The organism is Chloracidobacterium sp. (assembly GCA_015075585.1).
GTDB lineage: Bacteria > Acidobacteriota > Blastocatellia > Pyrinomonadales > Pyrinomonadaceae > OLB17.
Genome location: JABTUB010000002.1, coordinates 235,743 through 253,583, shown reverse-complemented (window position 1 = coordinate 253,583; position 17,841 = coordinate 235,743). Strand labels below are relative to the sequence as shown.

At 54.0% G+C, this 17,841-nt stretch carries 15 protein-coding genes and 1 tRNA gene; 15 read left to right on the top strand and 1 reads right to left on the bottom strand.

Annotated features, from left to right (window positions below):
- Positions 1-23 precede the first annotated feature (23 nt).
- The 12 genes from HS105_10160 to mdh all read left to right on the top strand — a co-directional run bounded on the left by HS105_10160 (position 24) and on the right by mdh (position 12,357).
- A tRNA-Leu gene (locus HS105_10160) sits at positions 24-110 on the top strand.
- Between the two features lie 354 nt (positions 111-464).
- Entirely contained in the window at positions 465-1,664 is a 1,200-nt protein-coding gene (locus HS105_10155; GenBank protein MBE7516955.1) for a DUF4118 domain-containing protein, read from the top strand.
- Positions 1,657-2,352 carry a response regulator transcription factor gene (locus tag HS105_10150; protein ID MBE7516954.1) on the top strand — a complete coding sequence of 232 codons (696 nt, stop codon included), beginning with the start codon at positions 1,657-1,659 and terminating at the stop codon, positions 2,350-2,352. The genes HS105_10155 and HS105_10150 overlap by 8 nt, the downstream gene beginning before the upstream one ends.
- 517 nt (positions 2,353-2,869) lie before the next feature.
- On the top strand, positions 2,870-3,553 hold the full coding sequence (locus tag HS105_10145) for a hypothetical protein (GenBank protein MBE7516953.1): 684 nt from the start codon (positions 2,870-2,872) through the stop codon (positions 3,551-3,553).
- 113 nt (positions 3,554-3,666) lie between these two features.
- A complete protein-coding gene (gene kdpF, locus HS105_10140) occupies positions 3,667-3,756 on the top strand; it encodes a K(+)-transporting ATPase subunit F (protein MBE7516952.1) in 90 nt (29 codons plus the stop codon).
- 58 nt (positions 3,757-3,814) lie between these two features.
- A complete protein-coding gene (gene kdpA, locus HS105_10135) occupies positions 3,815-5,617 on the top strand; it encodes a potassium-transporting ATPase subunit KdpA (protein ID MBE7516951.1) in 1,803 nt (600 codons plus the stop codon).
- An 11-nt stretch (positions 5,618-5,628) separates the two neighbouring features.
- On the top strand, positions 5,629-7,668 hold the full coding sequence (gene kdpB / locus HS105_10130; protein MBE7516950.1) for a potassium-transporting ATPase subunit KdpB: 2,040 nt from the start codon (positions 5,629-5,631) through the stop codon (positions 7,666-7,668).
- A gap of 39 nt (positions 7,669-7,707) precedes the next feature.
- Positions 7,708-8,283 (top strand): potassium-transporting ATPase subunit KdpC, encoded by a 576-nt coding sequence (gene kdpC, locus HS105_10125; protein MBE7516949.1) that lies wholly within the window; start codon positions 7,708-7,710, stop codon positions 8,281-8,283.
- A gap of 101 nt (positions 8,284-8,384) precedes the next feature.
- On the top strand, positions 8,385-9,491 hold the full coding sequence (locus tag HS105_10120) for a histidine kinase (protein ID MBE7516948.1): 1,107 nt from the start codon (positions 8,385-8,387) through the stop codon (positions 9,489-9,491).
- 338 nt (positions 9,492-9,829) lie between these two features.
- Entirely contained in the window at positions 9,830-10,414 is a 585-nt protein-coding gene (locus HS105_10115) for a hypothetical protein (protein MBE7516947.1), read from the top strand.
- 318 nt (positions 10,415-10,732) lie between these two features.
- Entirely contained in the window at positions 10,733-11,218 is a 486-nt protein-coding gene (locus HS105_10110) for a hypothetical protein (protein ID MBE7516946.1), read from the top strand.
- A gap of 203 nt (positions 11,219-11,421) precedes the next feature.
- A complete protein-coding gene (gene mdh / locus HS105_10105; protein ID MBE7516945.1) occupies positions 11,422-12,357 on the top strand; it encodes a malate dehydrogenase in 936 nt (311 codons plus the stop codon).
- 58 nt (positions 12,358-12,415) lie between these two features.
- Here the strand turns inward: mdh and HS105_10100 are convergent, their stop codons facing one another.
- The gene (locus HS105_10100) at positions 12,416-13,606 is read right to left on the bottom strand and encodes a cation:proton antiporter (GenBank protein MBE7516944.1); all 1,191 of its coding nucleotides are present in this window, start codon (positions 13,604-13,606) and stop codon (positions 12,416-12,418) included.
- Between HS105_10100 and crcB the strand changes: the two genes are divergently transcribed.
- The 3 genes from crcB (at position 13,594) to HS105_10085 (ending at position 17,716) form a co-directional block, all read left to right on the top strand.
- Positions 13,594-14,013 (top strand): fluoride efflux transporter CrcB, encoded by a 420-nt coding sequence (gene crcB, locus HS105_10095; GenBank protein MBE7516943.1) that lies wholly within the window; start codon positions 13,594-13,596, stop codon positions 14,011-14,013. The two genes, HS105_10100 and crcB, sit on opposite strands and share 13 nt — an antisense overlap.
- A 185-nt stretch (positions 14,014-14,198) precedes the next feature.
- A complete protein-coding gene (locus tag HS105_10090; protein MBE7516942.1) occupies positions 14,199-16,775 on the top strand; it encodes a S8 family serine peptidase in 2,577 nt (858 codons plus the stop codon).
- A 35-nt stretch (positions 16,776-16,810) separates the two neighbouring features.
- Positions 16,811-17,716, top strand: coding sequence for a GNAT family N-acetyltransferase (locus tag HS105_10085; protein ID MBE7516941.1), 906 nt, complete (start codon positions 16,811-16,813; stop codon positions 17,714-17,716).
- The last annotated feature ends 125 nt before the right edge of the window (positions 17,717-17,841 follow it).

The following is a 17,841-nucleotide window of genomic DNA, read 5'->3' as shown; positions in this document are numbered from 1 at the left end:
CGACGTGATAATCTCTGAAACGTGCTGGGGTGGCGGAATTGGTAGACGCCCGGGACTTAAAATCCCGTGTCCTTAGGGGCGTGCGGGTTCGATTCCCGCCCTCAGCACCATCCGACCTTTCGATCGCGTGTCGGCGGCACGTTTTTCGTTCCGGCACTTCATAGTTTTCATCCGTTGTTGTCTGCGTGGACGGTGGATTAAGGTCTTTAGCATTGTTCGACCAACGCTGAACTTGCTCGGTCGATAACGACACAATGTTTCGACGGAAAGAGTGCATCACTAAGTACAATGCGATTTCCCAATTGTTTCTCACCGGTGATCTCGATTAGCAAATGGTTGATGATGCACGAACGGATCAGTATGATTTGAAACTGCTATGAAGATCGCGGGATCGCAGATCGATTTAGTGGTCCGATTCGCAGTCATTTACATTCTCGGAGCGGGCAAACCATGATCTATTCATTATGAAGCGACCGACGCACATAAAGGAACTGCGCGGCTATTTCGCGGCGATTGCCGGTATGGTCGCGATCACCGCGGCGTTGGCTCCGTTTCGTGAGACCATAAACACGACGACGGTTGCACTTTCCCTACTGATCGTCGTTCTTTCGGTTGCCACTTTGTTCGGCACGTACCCGGCATTAGTCGCAGCGGGGATCGGCGTCGTTTTTTTCAATTACTTCTTCCTACCACCCATTTTTGCTCTCACCATCTCAGACCCGCAAAATTGGGTTGCTTTAGGGGCTTTCCTGATCACGGCTGTCATCGCCGGCCAACTATCTGCTTACGCAAGGAGGCGCACGGACGAATCAGAAATGCGTCGAAGGGAGATCGAACGCCTGTATCAGGAGCTTAAGGTTGCTTTCAAGCAGGCGAGCGAAGCGGAGGCTCTAAGGCAAAGCGAGCAATTAAAATCAGCTTTGCTCGACGCAGTCACCCACGACCTTCGCACTCCATTAACCTCGATAAAGGCATCTGTAACCACGTTACTTGAAGGTTCCTCGACGCGTGCCGGTCGCGCTCCGAATGTAGTGATCGACGAGGTTGGACGCGACGCCCTTCTTGAGATCATCGACAACGAAACTGATCGTCTCGATGCGTTTATCGGCGGCATCGTGGATCTCGCGAAATTGGAAGGAGGCAGCGTTGACAATAGCCGATCATGGCACCAAGTATCGGAGATCATCGAGTCAGTGCTCGAGCGAATGAGGGAGCGGCTAAATGATCGGCGGATCAACCTTCGTGTCGAAGATGAACTTCCCGCCGTCTGCGTAAATGGGGTTGCGGTCGAAGAGATACTGTATCTGTTCCTCGACAATGCTGCAAAATATTTTCCGTCGGAAAAACCAATTCGCATAACGGTCGAACGCTCTCCCCGTGACAATATCGAGGTTTCTGTCGAGGACCAAGGACCGGGTATCCCGGCTGAGTTCCGAGAAAAGATCTTCGCGAAGTTCTTCCGGCGAGCGCCCGAGAAGAGACATGACGACATTACCGGACTTGGTGTCGGTTTGGCGATCGCGAGAGGACTTGCCGAATCCCAAAACGGCTCAGTTTGGGTTACCGACGGCCAGGACGAGTACTCAACACGTTTTGTCTTCCGGTTTCCGATTGGCGACAATGAAGTTCCCATGGATGATGGATCGGGGGAAACGAATGCCTAGTCGCGTACTGATCGTTGATGATGAGAGCCAAATTACGAATGCTCTTCGCCTTGGGCTCAAGGCGCATCAGTTCGATGTTCGGACGGCGCGAGATGGTACTGAGGCGCTCGATACCTTTAGGGATTTCGGCCCCGATCTGGTGATCACTGATCTCCAGATGCCGGAAATGTCAGGACTCGAGCTTTGTGTCGAACTGCGAAAGATATCGAAGGTGCCCATAATCGTCCTCTCGGTCAGGGGCGAAGAGAGAACAAAGGTAGCAGCCCTCGAAAGCGGCGCGGACGATTACGTTACTAAACCATTTGGCATGGAAGAACTGGTTGCACGGATAAGGGCGATCCTCCGTCGAGCTCCAAACGATCGGTTAGACAACTATATTGAGATTGGCGACTTCGTGGTTGATGTCGAGCGTCATCTTGTGCGAGTTCGAGGTGCTGAGGTACGGCTCACGCCGAAGGAATTTGATCTGCTGCATCATATGATAAAGCATCCCGGCCGTGTCCTCACCCATCGATCTATTCTCTCTGCGATCTGGGGGCCAAATTACTCGGAGCAGATCGAGTATTTGCGCGTATTCCTTGGCAATCTCCGCAAAAAGATAGAGCTTGATCCCGCCCGCCCTGAGTATATTCGAACCGAACCTTGGGTCGGATATCGCTTCGTTCCGGACCACAACGAATCTTTATAATCTTTTTATTTTCTCTTTTCTCCGTCTTTATTGATCGGCAGGTAATCTAGCGCCTGTGGACATGATCCGTCGTGTCCGAGGCATTTATGATCACTTGCGAAGCACGTCGATTTTCGTTATCCGCTCACGGCCAAATATCGGCCGAAGTGGCCAATCTGAACCGCCGCAGATTTTGGTTGAGCACTCTTTTTTTGACTGGAACGCTGGGACTTACATCGGGTCTATTAGGCGCCGGCATAAGTGCATTTACGCTGGTTGGCGAGCATGGGGCATGGCCGAGTCTTGACGTAGCGGGAACAGTATTGGTCGCCAGTGCATTTCCACTCTTAATGCTGGCCGCCCACGCAATGGACAAGATCGGCGCGTTAGATATCGGGTTAAGTGCTGAGCAATTTAAGCGATCGGGGCTTAGTCAGTAAAGTGAGAGGTTTACAGCGCGCCGCAGACGCTGATCACGAGCGAATCAAACGAAAGAAAAAATATGTGGAAAGCAACTATAGCCAGTTTATTTACAAGTTTGTTCCCAATTTTGGTATTCGCGTATCCGGCCTTTGGGCAGCAGACCATTTTTAATATGCCGTCGTCGGATATTCTGGACAAGGGCAAGGTGTATGTTGAATTTGACGCAACGTTCAAACCAAATACGGAAGTCGCGGTCGGGCGGTTTTCGTCGTTCGTTCCGCGCATTGTGGCCGGCGCCGGACGAAATGTCGAGATCGGACTGAACGTGACGGGCAATGTTCAACCCGGAGTCGATTCGACAACGCTTGTTCCGGCCGTAAAATGGCGGCCGTACCACAATGAAAAAAGCGGCGTGTCGATCGTGGTCGGCGACAATGTATTCATTCCGATCCGGAACAGATCGTACAACGTCGGCAACTACGCCTACGCACAGGTGAGCAAGTCCTTCAAAACCGGCACGCGGCTGACAGCGGGCGCTTATCATTTCACCAAAAACGTCGTCGCTCAAGACGCGAGTCGTGCCGGCGGGCAGTTCGGGTTTGAGCAAAGCGTAAGCAAGTACCTAAACATAAACGCCGATTGGTACACGGGCAAACACGCCGCCGGCTATTTCACGCCCGGCATTGCGTTCAAACCGCATCCGAAAGTGACCGGCTATTTCGGCTACTCGATCGGCAATGCCGGCACGCGAAGCGGAAATCATTTCTTCTACGCCGCTATCGGGATCAATCTTAATTAATTGGAGAAACTTATGCAGGATGTAATTTACATTGCGGTGATCGTTGGCTTTTGCCTGTTGTCGATCCTCTACCTTATTGGATGCGGATCGATGAAGAAGGCGGAGGAAAAGTGATGACATTGGAAACGATGCTGGCCTCAATTTGCGTGGCCCTACTTTTTGTTTATCTCGTGTACGCACTACTGCGGCCGGAGAAGTTTTAGACACTTGAGGCACGGCGATCGCTAAACGCCGATCGGTTTGCTCTCGTCGAAATTTTTTATGACAAGTTTTGGGATCTTTCAAATATTAGTTTTCTTCGGTATCCTTCTGCTTCTATGCAAGCCGATGGGCGTTTACCTTGAGCGAGTTTACTCGAACAAGAAGACCTTTTTGGACGGTATTCTTCGGCCCGCGGAGCGGCTGATCTATTCCGTCTGCCGAGTTGACGCGACAACTGAGATGAACTGGAAACAGTACGGCGTCGCGATGTTGATGTTCAGTCTTGCGTCTCTGCTCGGCGTTTATGCGCTGCAGCGATTTCAGGCGTTATTGCCGCTAAACCCGCAGGATCTTGGTGCTGTGGCACCAGATACGGCATTCAATACTGCGGCATCTTTTGTTACCAACACGAATTGGCAAAGCTACGGCGGTGAATCAACGATGAGCTATCTAACGCAGATGGCCGGGCTTGCCGTTCAGAATTTTGTTTCCGCGGCCGTCGGAATGGCGCTGGCGATCGTCTTTATCCGGGCGATCTCCAGATTCGAAACCGATCGTCTCGGCAATTTTTGGGTTGATCTGACTCGCGGAACGCTTTATGTCCTCTTGCCGATCTCCCTGGTTGCGGCCATTTTCTTCGTTTCTCAGGGAGTGATCCAAAACTTCGAGCCATATGCGACGGCGCAGCTTACCGAATCCGTAGCGGTCGAGGTGGAGAGTAAGGATGCTGACGGAAACATCGTTACCGACGCTGATGGCCAAACGGTCATGGAATCGAAAGACATAACAACCCAGACGATCGCCCAGGGGCCGCTCGCATCGCAGCTCGCGATAAAGATGCTCGGAACGAACGGCGGTGGCTTCTTTAACGCAAACTCGGCTCACCCTTACGAAAATCCGACACCGCTCTCCAATCTGCTTCAGATGCTGTTGATATTTATTATCCCCGTCGGGTTTACTTACACGCTCGGGCGGATGGTGAGATCACAGGGGCACGGCTGGGCAGTTTTCGGAGCAATGGCGGTCTTGTTCTTTGCAGGTGCATTCATTTCGTACCAGTTCGAGTCGAAGGGCAATCCGCTTTATCCGGCGACGGTAGATCAACAGGCCGTCGGCGGCAATATGGAGGGCAAGGAAACGCGCTTCGGTGTGGCCGGCTCGACACTGTTCGCGACGGTTACGACGGACGCGTCGTGCGGTGCGGTCAACGCGATGCATGACAGTTTTACGCCCATCGGCGGAATGGTTCCGCTCGTTAATATGCAGCTCGGCGAGGTCATATTTGGCGGCGTCGGGGCCGGAATGTACGGGATCTTGGTGATGGTGATCCTGACGGTTTTCATCGCCGGGCTTATGGTCGGACGAACTCCGGAATACCTCGGAAAAAAGATCGAGGCTTACGACGTGAAGATGGCGATGCTGTTCGTTTTGATCTTCCCGCTAACGATCCTGGCTTTCAGTGCTGTCTCTTTGATCTCACCCGAATTTGGCTTAACGTCGCTGAACAATCAAGGTGCACACGGGCTTACTGAAATTCTATACGCTTACACGTCCGGAACGGCCAACAACGGATCGGCATTTGCCGGCCTGAATGCGAACACACTCTGGTACAACACGACGATAGGGTTGGCGATGCTCTTCGGGCGCTTTCTGATGATCATCCCGATGCTGGCGATCGCGGGAAATCTTGCCCGGAAGAAATATGTGCCGCCGAGCCTCGGAACTTTCCCGGTCAATACGGTGCTCTTCACCGTGCTTCTCGTAAGCGTGATCCTGATCGTCGGCGCGTTGACCTTTTTCCCGGTCCTCAGTCTTTCACCGATCCTTGAACATCTATTGATGAACGCCGGGCAGGCTCTTTAGAAAAAAAACATATGAAGAACGAGATTTCGATTTGGGATAAGAACATTATTCTGCAGGCACTCATTGGGGCGGTCACAAAGCTGAACCCGCGAGTGATGCTGAAAAACCCGGTGATGTTTGTTGTTGAGGTCGGAGCGGCACTATTGACCGCACGGCTGATCGCGAATCTAGTTACCGGCGAGACGGCGGATCTGGGTTTCGAGATCCAGATCACGCTTTGGCTGTGGTTCACGGTACTGTTCGCGAACTTCGCCGAGGCAATGGCCGAGGGACGCGGCAAGGCGCAGGCCGACACGCTGAGGAAGGCTAAGACCGAAACAACCGCCAATCGCGTCAAAAACGGCTCGACCGAAACGGTCAACGCGACGGATCTTCGAGCAGGTGATGTCGTCCATGTTTCGGCGGGCGAGTTTATTCCCGGTGACGGCGAAGTGATCGAGGGAGTCGCGTCGGTTGATGAATCAGCGATCACCGGCGAATCAGCTCCGGTGATCCGCGAATCCGGCGGCGACCGTTCCGCTGTTACCGGCGGAACAAAGGTTCTCTCTGATTGGATCAAAGTTCGGATCACTTCGAACCCCGGCGAAACATTCATCGACCGAATGATCGCTCTTGTCGAGGGAGCTGCGCGGCAGAAAACTCCAAATGAGATCGCATTGAATATCCTTCTCGCCGGCCTGACGATCATCTTTCTGCTCGCGGTCGTGACGCTGCAGCCGTTTGCGATCTACTCGAACGCACCGCAGACGATCTTTGTTCTGATCTCGCTTCTTGTCTGTCTTATACCGACGACGATCGGCGGGCTGCTGTCCGCGATCGGTATCGCAGGCATGGACAGGCTTATTCAGCACAATGTCCTTGCGATGAGCGGCCGTGCTGTCGAGGCGGCGGGCGATGTCAATACTTTGCTGCTCGATAAGACGGGCACGATAACACTCGGCAACCGGCAGGCGAGCGAGTTTATCCCGCTGAAAGGCGTGGACGACCTTCAACTTGCAGATGCGGCCCAGCTTTCATCGCTCGCGGACGAAACGCCCGAAGGCCGCTCGATCGTCGTGCTGGCAAAACAGAAGTACGGCCTGCGCGGACGCGAAGTGCATGAGCTTGCCGGCCGAACGGAATTTATTCCCTTCACAGCCCAGACCAGAATGTCCGGGGTCGATCTCGACGGCCGCGAAATTCGAAAAGGCGCGGTCGATGCGATCGAGAAGTATGTCGTGAACAGCCGAAACCAATCGCCGCATGAGCTGCGCGAAGTGGTCGAGCGTATTTCAAGGGCCGGCGGCACGCCGCTGGTCGTCGCGGACAATCGCACGCCGCTCGGCGTTATTCATCTGAAGGACATCGTGAAAGGAGGAATGCGCGAGCGTTTCAATCAACTTCGGCAAATGGGCATCAAGACGGTGATGATCACAGGCGACAATCCGCTGACCGCCGCATCGATCGCCGAAGAAGCCGGTGTTGACTCGTTTCTCGCCGAAGCGAAACCGGAGGACAAGATGGCGTTGATCAAGCGCGAACAGGCCGAAGGAAAGCTTGTCGCAATGACCGGCGATGGAACGAACGACGCTCCGGCACTTGCTCAAGCCGATGTCGGCGTTGCAATGAACTCTGGAACCCAAGCCGCGAAAGAGGCCGGCAACATGGTCGATCTCGACAGCGACCCGACAAAGCTCATCGAGGTCGTCGAGATCGGCAAGCAGCTGCTTATGACGCGCGGCGCGCTGACTACGTTTTCGATCGCGAATGACGTTGCAAAATATTTTGCGATTATCCCGGCGATGTTCGCGGCGGCGTTTCCTGTCCTGAACGCGCTTAATATCATGGGCCTGGCGACGCCGCGATCGGCGATCCTTTCAGCGGTAATATTCAACGCGTTGGTGATCGTCGCTCTCATTCCGCTTGCCCTTCGCGGCGTGAAATATCGGGCGTTGTCAGCGTCGAGCTTACTGCGTAGAAATCTGCTGATCTACGGCCTCGGCGGACTGGTCGCGCCGTTTATCGGTATCAAACTGATCGACATGGTGATCACGGCGATCGGATTGGCATAAGAAGGATTGGGAAATTGCGCCTTAAGCAAGGCTAATAATATGAAAGACTTACTCACATCTATACTAATGGTTTTAGTTATGACGATCGTCCTTGGCATCCTGTATCCGCTTGCAGTAGCCGGTTTTGCCAAGGTATTTTTCCCGCACCAGGCCAACGGCTCTCTGATCGTTCGTGACGGAAATGTGGTTGGCTCAGAGCTGATCGGCCAATCGTTCACCTCCGCCGGATATTTTCACTCGCGTCCATCTGCCGCCGGCAAAGGGTACGACGCGGCTTCATCGGGCGGATCGAATCTTGGCCCGACAAACCCCAAACTGATCGAGCGTATTTCGGCGGATGTTGAAAAATTCAATGCCGAAAACCCCGGTTCGCCAATTCCGGCTGACTTGGTTACGACGAGCGGCTCAGGACTCGACCCGCACATTTCTCCGGCCGCTGCCGAATTTCAGATCCCGCGTGTTGCAAGGGAAAGAGGAATTAGCGAAAGCCAACTCGCTCAGGTCGTCGCTCGATTCACCGAGGGTCGCCAACTCGGTTTCCTCGGCGAGCCGCGTGTTAACGTATTATTGTTAAATCTAGAGTTGGACAAGCTGACTTCCGCAGATCGGAAATAATATAGAATTGGCCACCGACCTCTATGTTTGTTGACACGGTAATAACAGAGGCTCCAATTTCGAACGGCGGCAAACGGCCGTCGCCTGAATCGTTGCTCGCAATGGTGCAGGAAAACGAGAGGGCAAAGCTGCGTGTTTACATTGGGGCGGCCGCCGGTGTCGGTAAGACATGGCAAATGCTTGAAGACGCCCACCAACTTCGCGAGCAGGGCATCGACGTTGTTATCGGGGTCGTAGAGACTCATGGCCGAACTGAAACGGCCGAACAGATCAAAGATCTCGAGATAATTCCGCCAAAGCGGATCGAGTATCGCGGCAACACCTTCGAGGAGATGGACCTTGAAGGAATATTGGCGCGCCGCCCCGCCGTGGTGATCGTTGATGAGCTCGCACACACGAACATCGCCGGCTCCAAGAACGAAAAGCGTTATGAAGACGTACTTGAATTGCTGGATCACGGCATTGCCGTGATCACAGCGATGAACATTCAGCACATTGAGTCGCTCAACGACGTTATCGCAAGCGCGACCGGTGTTCAGGTGCGCGAAACCGTTCCCGACAGTTTCCTGCAGAGGGCCGATGAGGTTATCGACGTTGATATCTCCGTCGATACTCTTCGAACACGTCTAAGACAAGGAAAGATCTACTCGATAGAGAAGATCGAACAGGCTCTCAACAACTTTTTTCGCAAAGGCAATATAGCAACCCTCCGAGAACTCGCTCTACGGCAGGTCGCTCAGCATCAGTCGGTTCAGGACTTCGAATATCGCGTGCGTGAAGGCCTCGAACCATCGGTCGTTCCGGAAAAGGTAATGGTTTGCATGGCTAGCGGTGGTTCTGCAAAAAAACTGCTTCGCACAGGTGCAAGGATCGTTGGCCGGCTCGCGTTTCACGGCGAATGGTTTGCCGTTTACATTGAAACTCCTAGCGAGGAGGCAGGCCGAATATCTCCGGCAGCCCACGCAACACTTCAGGAGAACATTAGATTTGCTGAATCTCTAGGGGCGACCGTCGTAAAGCTGAAAGCAACGAAAGTCGCCGATGCGTTGCTCACGTTTGCCCGCGAGAATGAGATAACTCACGTCATATTCGGCCAGTCCGCACGTTCTCGCTGGCAGATCTTCTGGAAAGGATCCATTATCAACCGCTTTCTCGCAGAGGTAAAAGGCGCGGCGGTTCATGTTATTCCAATAACCAAGCGAGATTAGTTCTCGTAAACTCGATCGCCGGATCAGTCTTGTGCGCAATTCTTGGAACGATGAACGGCCGACGGCTCATTGGCTAATAAATCCATTAAACGATCACGGCAGGATCAACATCAGCCGAAGTATTTACCCATCCGGGGCGATAATTTAGTATGCGACTGACGGTTTTGCGGCTTGGCCCGGAAGAGTTCGAAAGAATGTCGCGGGTCCTATGAGCTGCCGAATGTTTGTCCGATTTGATGCGATTTCGCGTTCGCAGGGGCGTGCGGGTTCGATTCCCGCCCTCAGCACCATTTTGTTGGTACGCCGATTGCAACTGTTGGTGGTCGGAGGGTCAACGAATGAAGCGGCACCTGTCGAGCCTTGTCTTAGTTACTGTCATTACGATCGCGGCGGCGCAATTCTCTCCGGCTCAATCGCAAAGGATGTTTGCTGATGCTGAGCGTATTTCAGGGGATAATTTCTCATACACTACACGAACCAGGATGGGGGCATCGGTATATTCGGTCAAACCGGCGTCCGCGGCACTGCTGAACGCAATAGACACGGGCTTGAACGCCCTGTTCGCGGCGGCCCGCACGAACGGGTACAGCAAGAAGCTGAAAGCGAGCGACTACAATATTTTTATTGCGAATGCCGATCGCACAAAGAACGCCGCCGGTGAATACTCGCCCGATATTGCGATCGGTGCGGCACAGTATGCGGGCAGCGTGTACGACCAAGGCGGATTCATCTACGCCGCCGGCATCATTGTTTCAAATAAGCCGCTTGCGTTCATGATCGCTGAGCATACGAAGAATTTCGAACGCGTTTCGGAGGCAGTGCGGAATGAGGGCGAACATCTCGTGCTTTACCACAATGACCGGAGCCGCTACCGAGCGACCGCCGACCACAGCAGAGGCGGCGGCCATCCGATCCTGCCGTAACGGAAATCGTGTATGCCCGAACCATCTCGTATTGCAGGCTGTCTATTGGCGGGCAACCATATTTGGTGCAGGCTGCGTCAAACCGTACGTATTTCGTGAACCAATATCGCCCGTGCGTTCGGCACGGCATTTGCGGATAACCGTTACGGAGTAACGGCTGCCGGGCCGGACGCAGGAAAGGCTCCTATGATTAGGTCTGTTGCCCGCCGAAACTTCATATTGACATTATTCGCGGTTTTTTTCTGCGTGATTGTTTGTAATGCGCAGGGGCCGGATTCGATCTATCGGCTGCCGAAAGGGACGAAGATCACGTTGGAGATGGCTTCCGAGATAAATTCCGGTTCAGCAAGTGTCGATGATACGTTCATTGCGCGAACCGCAGAACCGGTCGTCGTCCGCGATGTTGTGGTGCTGCCGAAAGGCGTTGCCTTCGAAGGCCGTGTTGATCGAGTTGCGAGGCCTGCCCGCGGTTCGCGAAGCGGCGAGTTAGAGATCGTTATCCAACGGTTATTGGTTGATGACGGAATTCGCCGGAGCGTTTCGGCACGAACGGTAACCGTGATCCGAGCCGAGTCCGATAGGACACGCAACGTCGCAGGCATCATCGGGAGTGCTGCTTTCGGCGCATTGATAGGCAACGCGATAAAGCCGGGCATCGGCGCCATTGTCGGGGCATCGGTTGCCGCAGGGGTCGGCGGCGGAACGCTTGCGATAAGGAAAGGGCGTGATCTAAGGCTGCGTGAGGGCCGGCAATTCGTCATAGAACTGACCGAAGAACTGCTGCTGCCTTTGCCTGATAATTAAAGTTTGGCTGCGGGCTTCAACCCGCGGGCCATTATGAAAAGGCCTGTCGTGAAGGGGAGAGCACGGCGGGCTTTTTCATTTGCGGCAAGGATGCTGCCTGCCACGTCAATTTTCAAGGCGAATTTGCGGGAATTTTCTACTGGGCATAAAATAGAACCTTTCGGGTCATTTGGATATTTCAGACAGATATAGAGAGGATAAATATGGCAGCAGGAAGAAATAAGGTTACGGTCGTCGGTGCGGGAAATGTAGGCGCAACGGCGGCTCATTGGATCGCAAGTAAGGAACTTGCGGATGTTGTTCTGGTCGATATCGTCGAAGGCACGCCGCAGGGTAAGACCCTCGACCTCGCACAGGCGGCCCCGATCGCGGGTTTTGATGTAAAGCTTGTCGGTGCGAATTCATACGAAGAGACGGCTGATTCGGATGTTGTGATCATCACCGCGGGTCTGCCGCGTAAGCCCGGTATGAGCCGTGACGACCTATTGAAGACAAATTCGGAGATCGTCGGTCAAGTTACCGATCAGGTCGCAAAGTATTCGCCGAATGCGTATATCATCGTGGTTTCAAATCCGCTTGATGCAATGGCACAGGTCGCATTCCGCCGCTCGGGCTTTCCGAAGAATCGTGTGATGGGCATGGCCGGTGTGCTTGACTCGGCGCGCATGCGTTGTTTTCTTGCGGCGGAATTGAATGTTTCGGTCGAGAATGTTACCGCGTTCGTGCTCGGCGGCCACGGCGATACGATGGTTCCGCTTCCGCGCTATTCAACCTGTGCGGGCATTCCGGTTACCGAACTCATTCCGAAGGAGAGGCTCGATGCCATCATCAGCCGCACTGCGAACGGCGGTGCCGAGATCGTCGGTTTGCTCAAGACCGGATCGGCTTTCTACGCCCCTTCGCTCGGTGCCGTCGAGATGGCGGAGTCGATCTTGAAGGATAAGAAGAAGATCTTGCCCTGTGCGGTTTTCCTTGAAGGCGAATACGGCATCAGCAATCTTTTTGTCGGCGTCCCGGTCAAGCTTGGCAAGAACGGCATCGAGGAGATAATAGAGATCAATCTGACGAACGACGAGCGCGCGGCCCTGCATAAGTCAGCGGCGGCGGTTCAGGAACTCATCGATGTTCTGAATATCTGAACATCCCGGTCGGTTTGTTGGCACCGGCAGAGCCGTTTTTGGGTTCTGCCGGTGCATTTCATTCGGCCGCGACGGCTCCTTCACCCTTGAAGAGCACCTTCAACAGCGGCGGAGCAACGATCGTCGTTGCAACGGCCATAAAGAGTACGACGCCGTACAGCGAATCGGTTATGACCGACATTCCGAGCCCGATCTGAGCAACGACGATTCCGACCTCGCCGCGCGGTATCATTCCTACGCCGACCTGTCCGGCCTTTCGCCATCCGAGATTCAGGACGCCCAGCCCGCCGCCGATGAGTTTTGTGATCACGGCCACGACGGTGATGATCGCGGTCAGAGCCAGCGTTGACGAATCGCGAAAGACGTCGAGCTTTAATTGAAGCCCAATACCCACGAGAAAGAACGGTACCAGAAAGTCGGTAACGCCGGCGATCTGTTTGTGCATAGTCGGGTTGTCCTCGGTCGCTTCAGCAAGCGACATACCGGCCACGAATGCACCGACGATCGCCGCAACGCCTATGTAGGCCGCCGCGACCGACAAGGCAAGGCAAAGTACGAGTCCGAATGCAAAGAGGGAATTGGCGAGCCGCAGATTCTCGATCCGAGGCGCCATTCGTGTAACGGCCGGAGCTCCTACGAACATGACGAAAATAAGAAAGCCGATAGACAGCGCAGCCGTAAGAGCAAGCTCGAGGTAATTGATGCTTCCTTGTGCGAGGCTCGAAACGACCGCCAGCACCAGTAAGCCCAGAATGTCGTCTATAACGGCGGCTCCGAGGATAATTCGGCTTGTATCATGCTCGATCAGGCCGAGATCGCCGAGAACCTTGGCGGTGATACCAACGGAGGTTGCGACCATTGCCGTGCCGATAAAGAGCGATTCGATGTTCGGAGCTCCCCACAGTTCCATCAGTACATAACCCGCAACGAAAGGAACGATCACGCCGAGTACCGCAACAAGGAACGCACTTTTGCCGACACGCAGAATATCGTGAGGCTTTGTTTCAAGGCCGACGGTGAACAGCAGAAATATCACGCCGATCTCTGCCAACGTCGATGTGATCTCATTCGGCTGTACCAACGCAAGGACGCTAGGGCCGATGATGATGCCCGCAAGTATCTGCCCGACGACCGCAGGCTGCCGCAGGCGTTCAAAGAGTTCCGCCATCAGTATCGCTGATGCCCAGATGATCAATAGGGTTACGAGAGTATGGAAATTATCGGATGGCGATGTGAATGCAAGCTGCATTATATGATGTTACAATAACCTGCGTTTCTATGCTCAGGAACACCATACTCGTCGGCGTTGGCGGAATGTTGGGTTCTATTGCCCGTTACCTGTCGGTCTATTTTATGTCGCGGCTGATGGCGATAGATTTTCCGATAGGTACTTTTGTCGTCAACGTCCTGGGCTGTTTCATTATCGGGTTGGCCGCCGGATTCGCGGGACGTTATTTTCCGGACGATCAAGGACGACTGCTGTTCGTTGCGACCGGATTCTGCGGCGGCTTTACCACCTTCTCTGCCTTTGCCCTCGAAAATGTCGAGCTGCTGACCTCACGGAGCTTCTTTACATCCGCGTCCTACGTCGTTGTAAGCGTCATTGTCTGCATAATTGCCGCATTCCTCGGCCTTTTCGCTGCCCGCAACTGGTAAGTCGGTCATATTGACGAAAAAAATCGGTCAGAATGACCGTATCACATCATTCCTGAACGCCTCTAAGTTAGATAAGCCCTGTAAATACAATACTTAACTGTTTGGCACACGCCTTGATATAAGGAAAGCCGACGGCACCATTGTATGCCGAAGATTTAATGCCCCAAGTTAAGGAGCTTCAGATTATGAAAGAGGAAAGAACAAAAACCGGACTCATCAGACAGATCGTCGTCCTAGCGATCGTCATGTCGTTCGCGTTCTCGAATATTTTTGCGATAGGAGCGTTGCGCAGCGACAGGATCAATGTTGCTTCCAGCACCTCAGCAACGGCTAGATATACCACCGACCTTACGCAGCTTGGCCGTGAAGGAAGACTGCGTGAGGACCTAAGCCTTGAGAATGCAGCAAATGCACTTCTGAAGGCGTTAGCGGAGGATGGTGTTCGTCAGCCGATCGTCGTTAATGATGACCCAGCGGTCCAGACCGCGGTCGTTGAACAGGCCGCATTGAGTATCTCGAACGGAACCGCCCCGGAGGCTCTTGCGGGACGCTCGATCCTTCAGGTCGAGACCGCAGTGCTCTTCTCGAATTCCCATTCAAAAGAGGAGGCAGCACAAAAACTGGAGCCGATCATTGATGAAGCTATCGCGTCCAAGGGACGCGTGATCCTTTATTTTGATGGAATGGCCGATCTTGTCGGTGTTCAAGCGCCTACCCAAAAGCTCTTTCAAGCCGTTTCCGAGGGCCGCATTTCGGTCATTGGTTCGAGCTCCGCAGCAGCGTACAAAGAGCAGGTAGAGGCTAATGCCGACGTCTCGCCGTACTTTGCCGGCATCTTCGTTTCTGAAAGTAGGAAGGCGGAAACGGATGCCGGCAACGGCAAGATCGCTTCGAATAATACCTACCGCGGCGACAATGTATCGCCGGATCTACGCGATATGATGGCGGCCGATCCGTCGGGCAAGAAGCGCGTTGATGTCATCCTGCAGGCAAAGGATGTCGAGAGTGCAGCTCTGCGCTCGATCCTTGCTGACGGACGGGCACGTATCACAGGCCGTATCGGCAGCGATGATACGCTTGTCGTAAACCTGCCGCTGTCCGTGCTTAATACGCTGTCAACGAGCGGCTTGATCAATTACGTATCTCCGGATCGCGAAATGACGAGCATGGGGCATATTGAAGATGCCACAGGCACGACATTGATGCGGTCTCAACCCGCGCTGAACGGCCGTCCGGCATACACGTTGGACGGCACAGGCGTCGGTATTGCGGTCGTTGATTCAGGCCTGTATGCGGGCCACAACGGCTTTAAGAATGGAGCAGGCTCATCGCGCGTCGTCGCGAACGTGAACTTTACGAACGGTACGATCACGGACACGACAGACGCTTACGGACACGGCACACACGTCGCGGGCCTCGCTGCCGGCGATGACAATGTGAACAGCGGTGCGTATCGCGGAGTTGCGAATAACTCGACGATCATAAGTGTCAAGGTTTTGAATAATCTTGGGATCGGAAACACGTCGTGGCTTCTGAACGGCCTCAATTGGATCCTTGCAAATCGGGCTGCGTATAACATCAAGGTCGTCAACCTGAGCCTCGGTACGACAGCCATCGATACTTGGACGAACGATCCTGTGTGTATCAAGGTCAAGGAACTTGTAGCTGCAGGTATTGTCGTCATAGCTGCCGCCGGAAATGAGGGCAAGACCCACCAAGGACAAAAAGTGTACGGGCGTATTCACAGCCCCGGCAACAGCCCGTATGCGATCACTGTAGGTGCGAGCAATTCGTTGGGAACGACCTCGCGTGCCGATGACGTAATGGCAACTTTCAGCTCGCGGGGGCCTACGCGCAGCTACTATAAGACCTCGACCGGCACGACGGTATATGACAACCTGATCAAACCCGATATCGTTGCTCCCGGAAACAAGCTTATCTCATACAAGTCGCCGAGCAACCGAATGTCGGTACTCAACGCATTACTGAACGTCGATCAGACAAATGGTGCTGATTCGATGATGTACATGAGCGGCACGTCGATGTCCGCTCCGGTAGTTGCGGGTGCCGCCGCACTACTGCTGCAGGTCAATCCGAAGCTGACACCCGGAATGGTCCGAATGCTGATGCAGTACACTGCCCAGCCGATCGCAGGTGCTAACACCTTTGAGCAGGGTGCAGGTGCACTTAACCTCGAAGGCGCGGTGCGTTTGGCACGTTCGCTCCGCACGGATGTCGATTTTCAGAGCCTTACGAAAGGCGCGGCAACCGTTCCTGCGGGATGGACGATGCCGACGCCGTCAACAACGATCGGCGGTTCGACGTTCCCGTGGGCTCAGTTCATTATCGGAAAGTTCACGACCCTCTCGGGTGCGAACCTCGTTTCGCAGTTCCAGACCGTTTATAAGCGTGAGAATATAGTCGGCCAAGGCGTTACCTTCGGAAACGGCAACTTCTCGCTGGATACGGCAAGCTATTTCACGGCCGGGCTTACGATCAACCGTGACGTGAATACGAGCAACGGTTCTGCCCTTGGGGTGGGAACGCCGTACTTAAGCTACGGTGTTCTGGTAGGTGACGGTGTACTCGTCGGTGACGGTGTTCTGGTCGGTGACGGCGTACTGGTCAGCGATGGTGTACTCGTCGGCGACGGTGTTCTGGTCGGTGACGGCGTACTTGTCGGTGACGGCGTACTTGTCGGTGACGGTGTTCTAATTGGCGACAGCGTTCTCCTTGGTGATGATACTGCAGGAATGCAATAACGATCATTATCATGTAATACATAAGGAGAAACGCTATGTTCAAGACACAACTAAGAAAAACTGAACTGTCCCGAACGGTCTTGGCCAAAGCGTTCCAACCGATCTTAGCGGATGTCCAAGGGCTGGTCGCCTTAACTGAGGCGAACAGACGAGAGACCCTCGCATTCTTGGCAGAACGGCCGGTGCATACTGTGGTGATGACGAGCTTCATCAACGACAACGGCATCGAGAGCGAGCTTAATCGAGGCAAATTCTACGGCTATCGCAACGCGGAAGGCCGGCTCGAAGGAGTTGCTCTGATCGGACATTCGACCCTAGTAGAGGCTCGAACTGACAATGCTTTGTATGCTCTGGCAGTTTGCGGACGCAACGCCGAAACACCCATTCACCTCGTAATGTCGAGCGGTGATACAGCCGAGCGGTTCTGGTCGTTCCTTTCGAACGGAGCCGAGCCGAAGCTGACATGCCGCGAGGCTCTTTTTGAAACGGCCTTTCCGTTCGCGGTTCCTGAAAGGGTGACTGCGTTAAGGCCGGCAACCGAAGACGAACTGATGCAGGCCGCAGAGGCACAGGCAGAGGTCGCCTTTATTGAGTCGGGGTCGGACCCTATGGTCCGCGACCGTGAAGGCTTCCTAAAGCGTGTGGCTCGGCGTATCGATCAGCAGCGTGTCTTCGTTGTGATGGATGGCGACGAGCTTATATTCAAAGCCGACATCATCGCGGAAACGCCCGAGTGCATCTATCTCGAAGGCATTTATGTCAGCGAGAAGCACCGCGGCAAGGGTATAGGCTCACGCTGTTTGGCATCGCTTACGCTCGACCTTCTAGATCGTGCGTCCAACATTTGTATGTTAAGCAATGTTCAGATGACGAACGCCCACCGCAGCTTTATGAAAGCGGGCTACAAACGTTCGGACGAATGCGTAACGCTCTTCGTCTGAGCAGAAGAAATTGGTGGACATTCTGAACGCCAATCAGCGATAATAGGAAAGGCCACACTCGGCCTTTCCTATTTTGCGTTCATCGTAACGCAGTCTCTGGCTCATCCTTTCGGCCGGCAAATGTT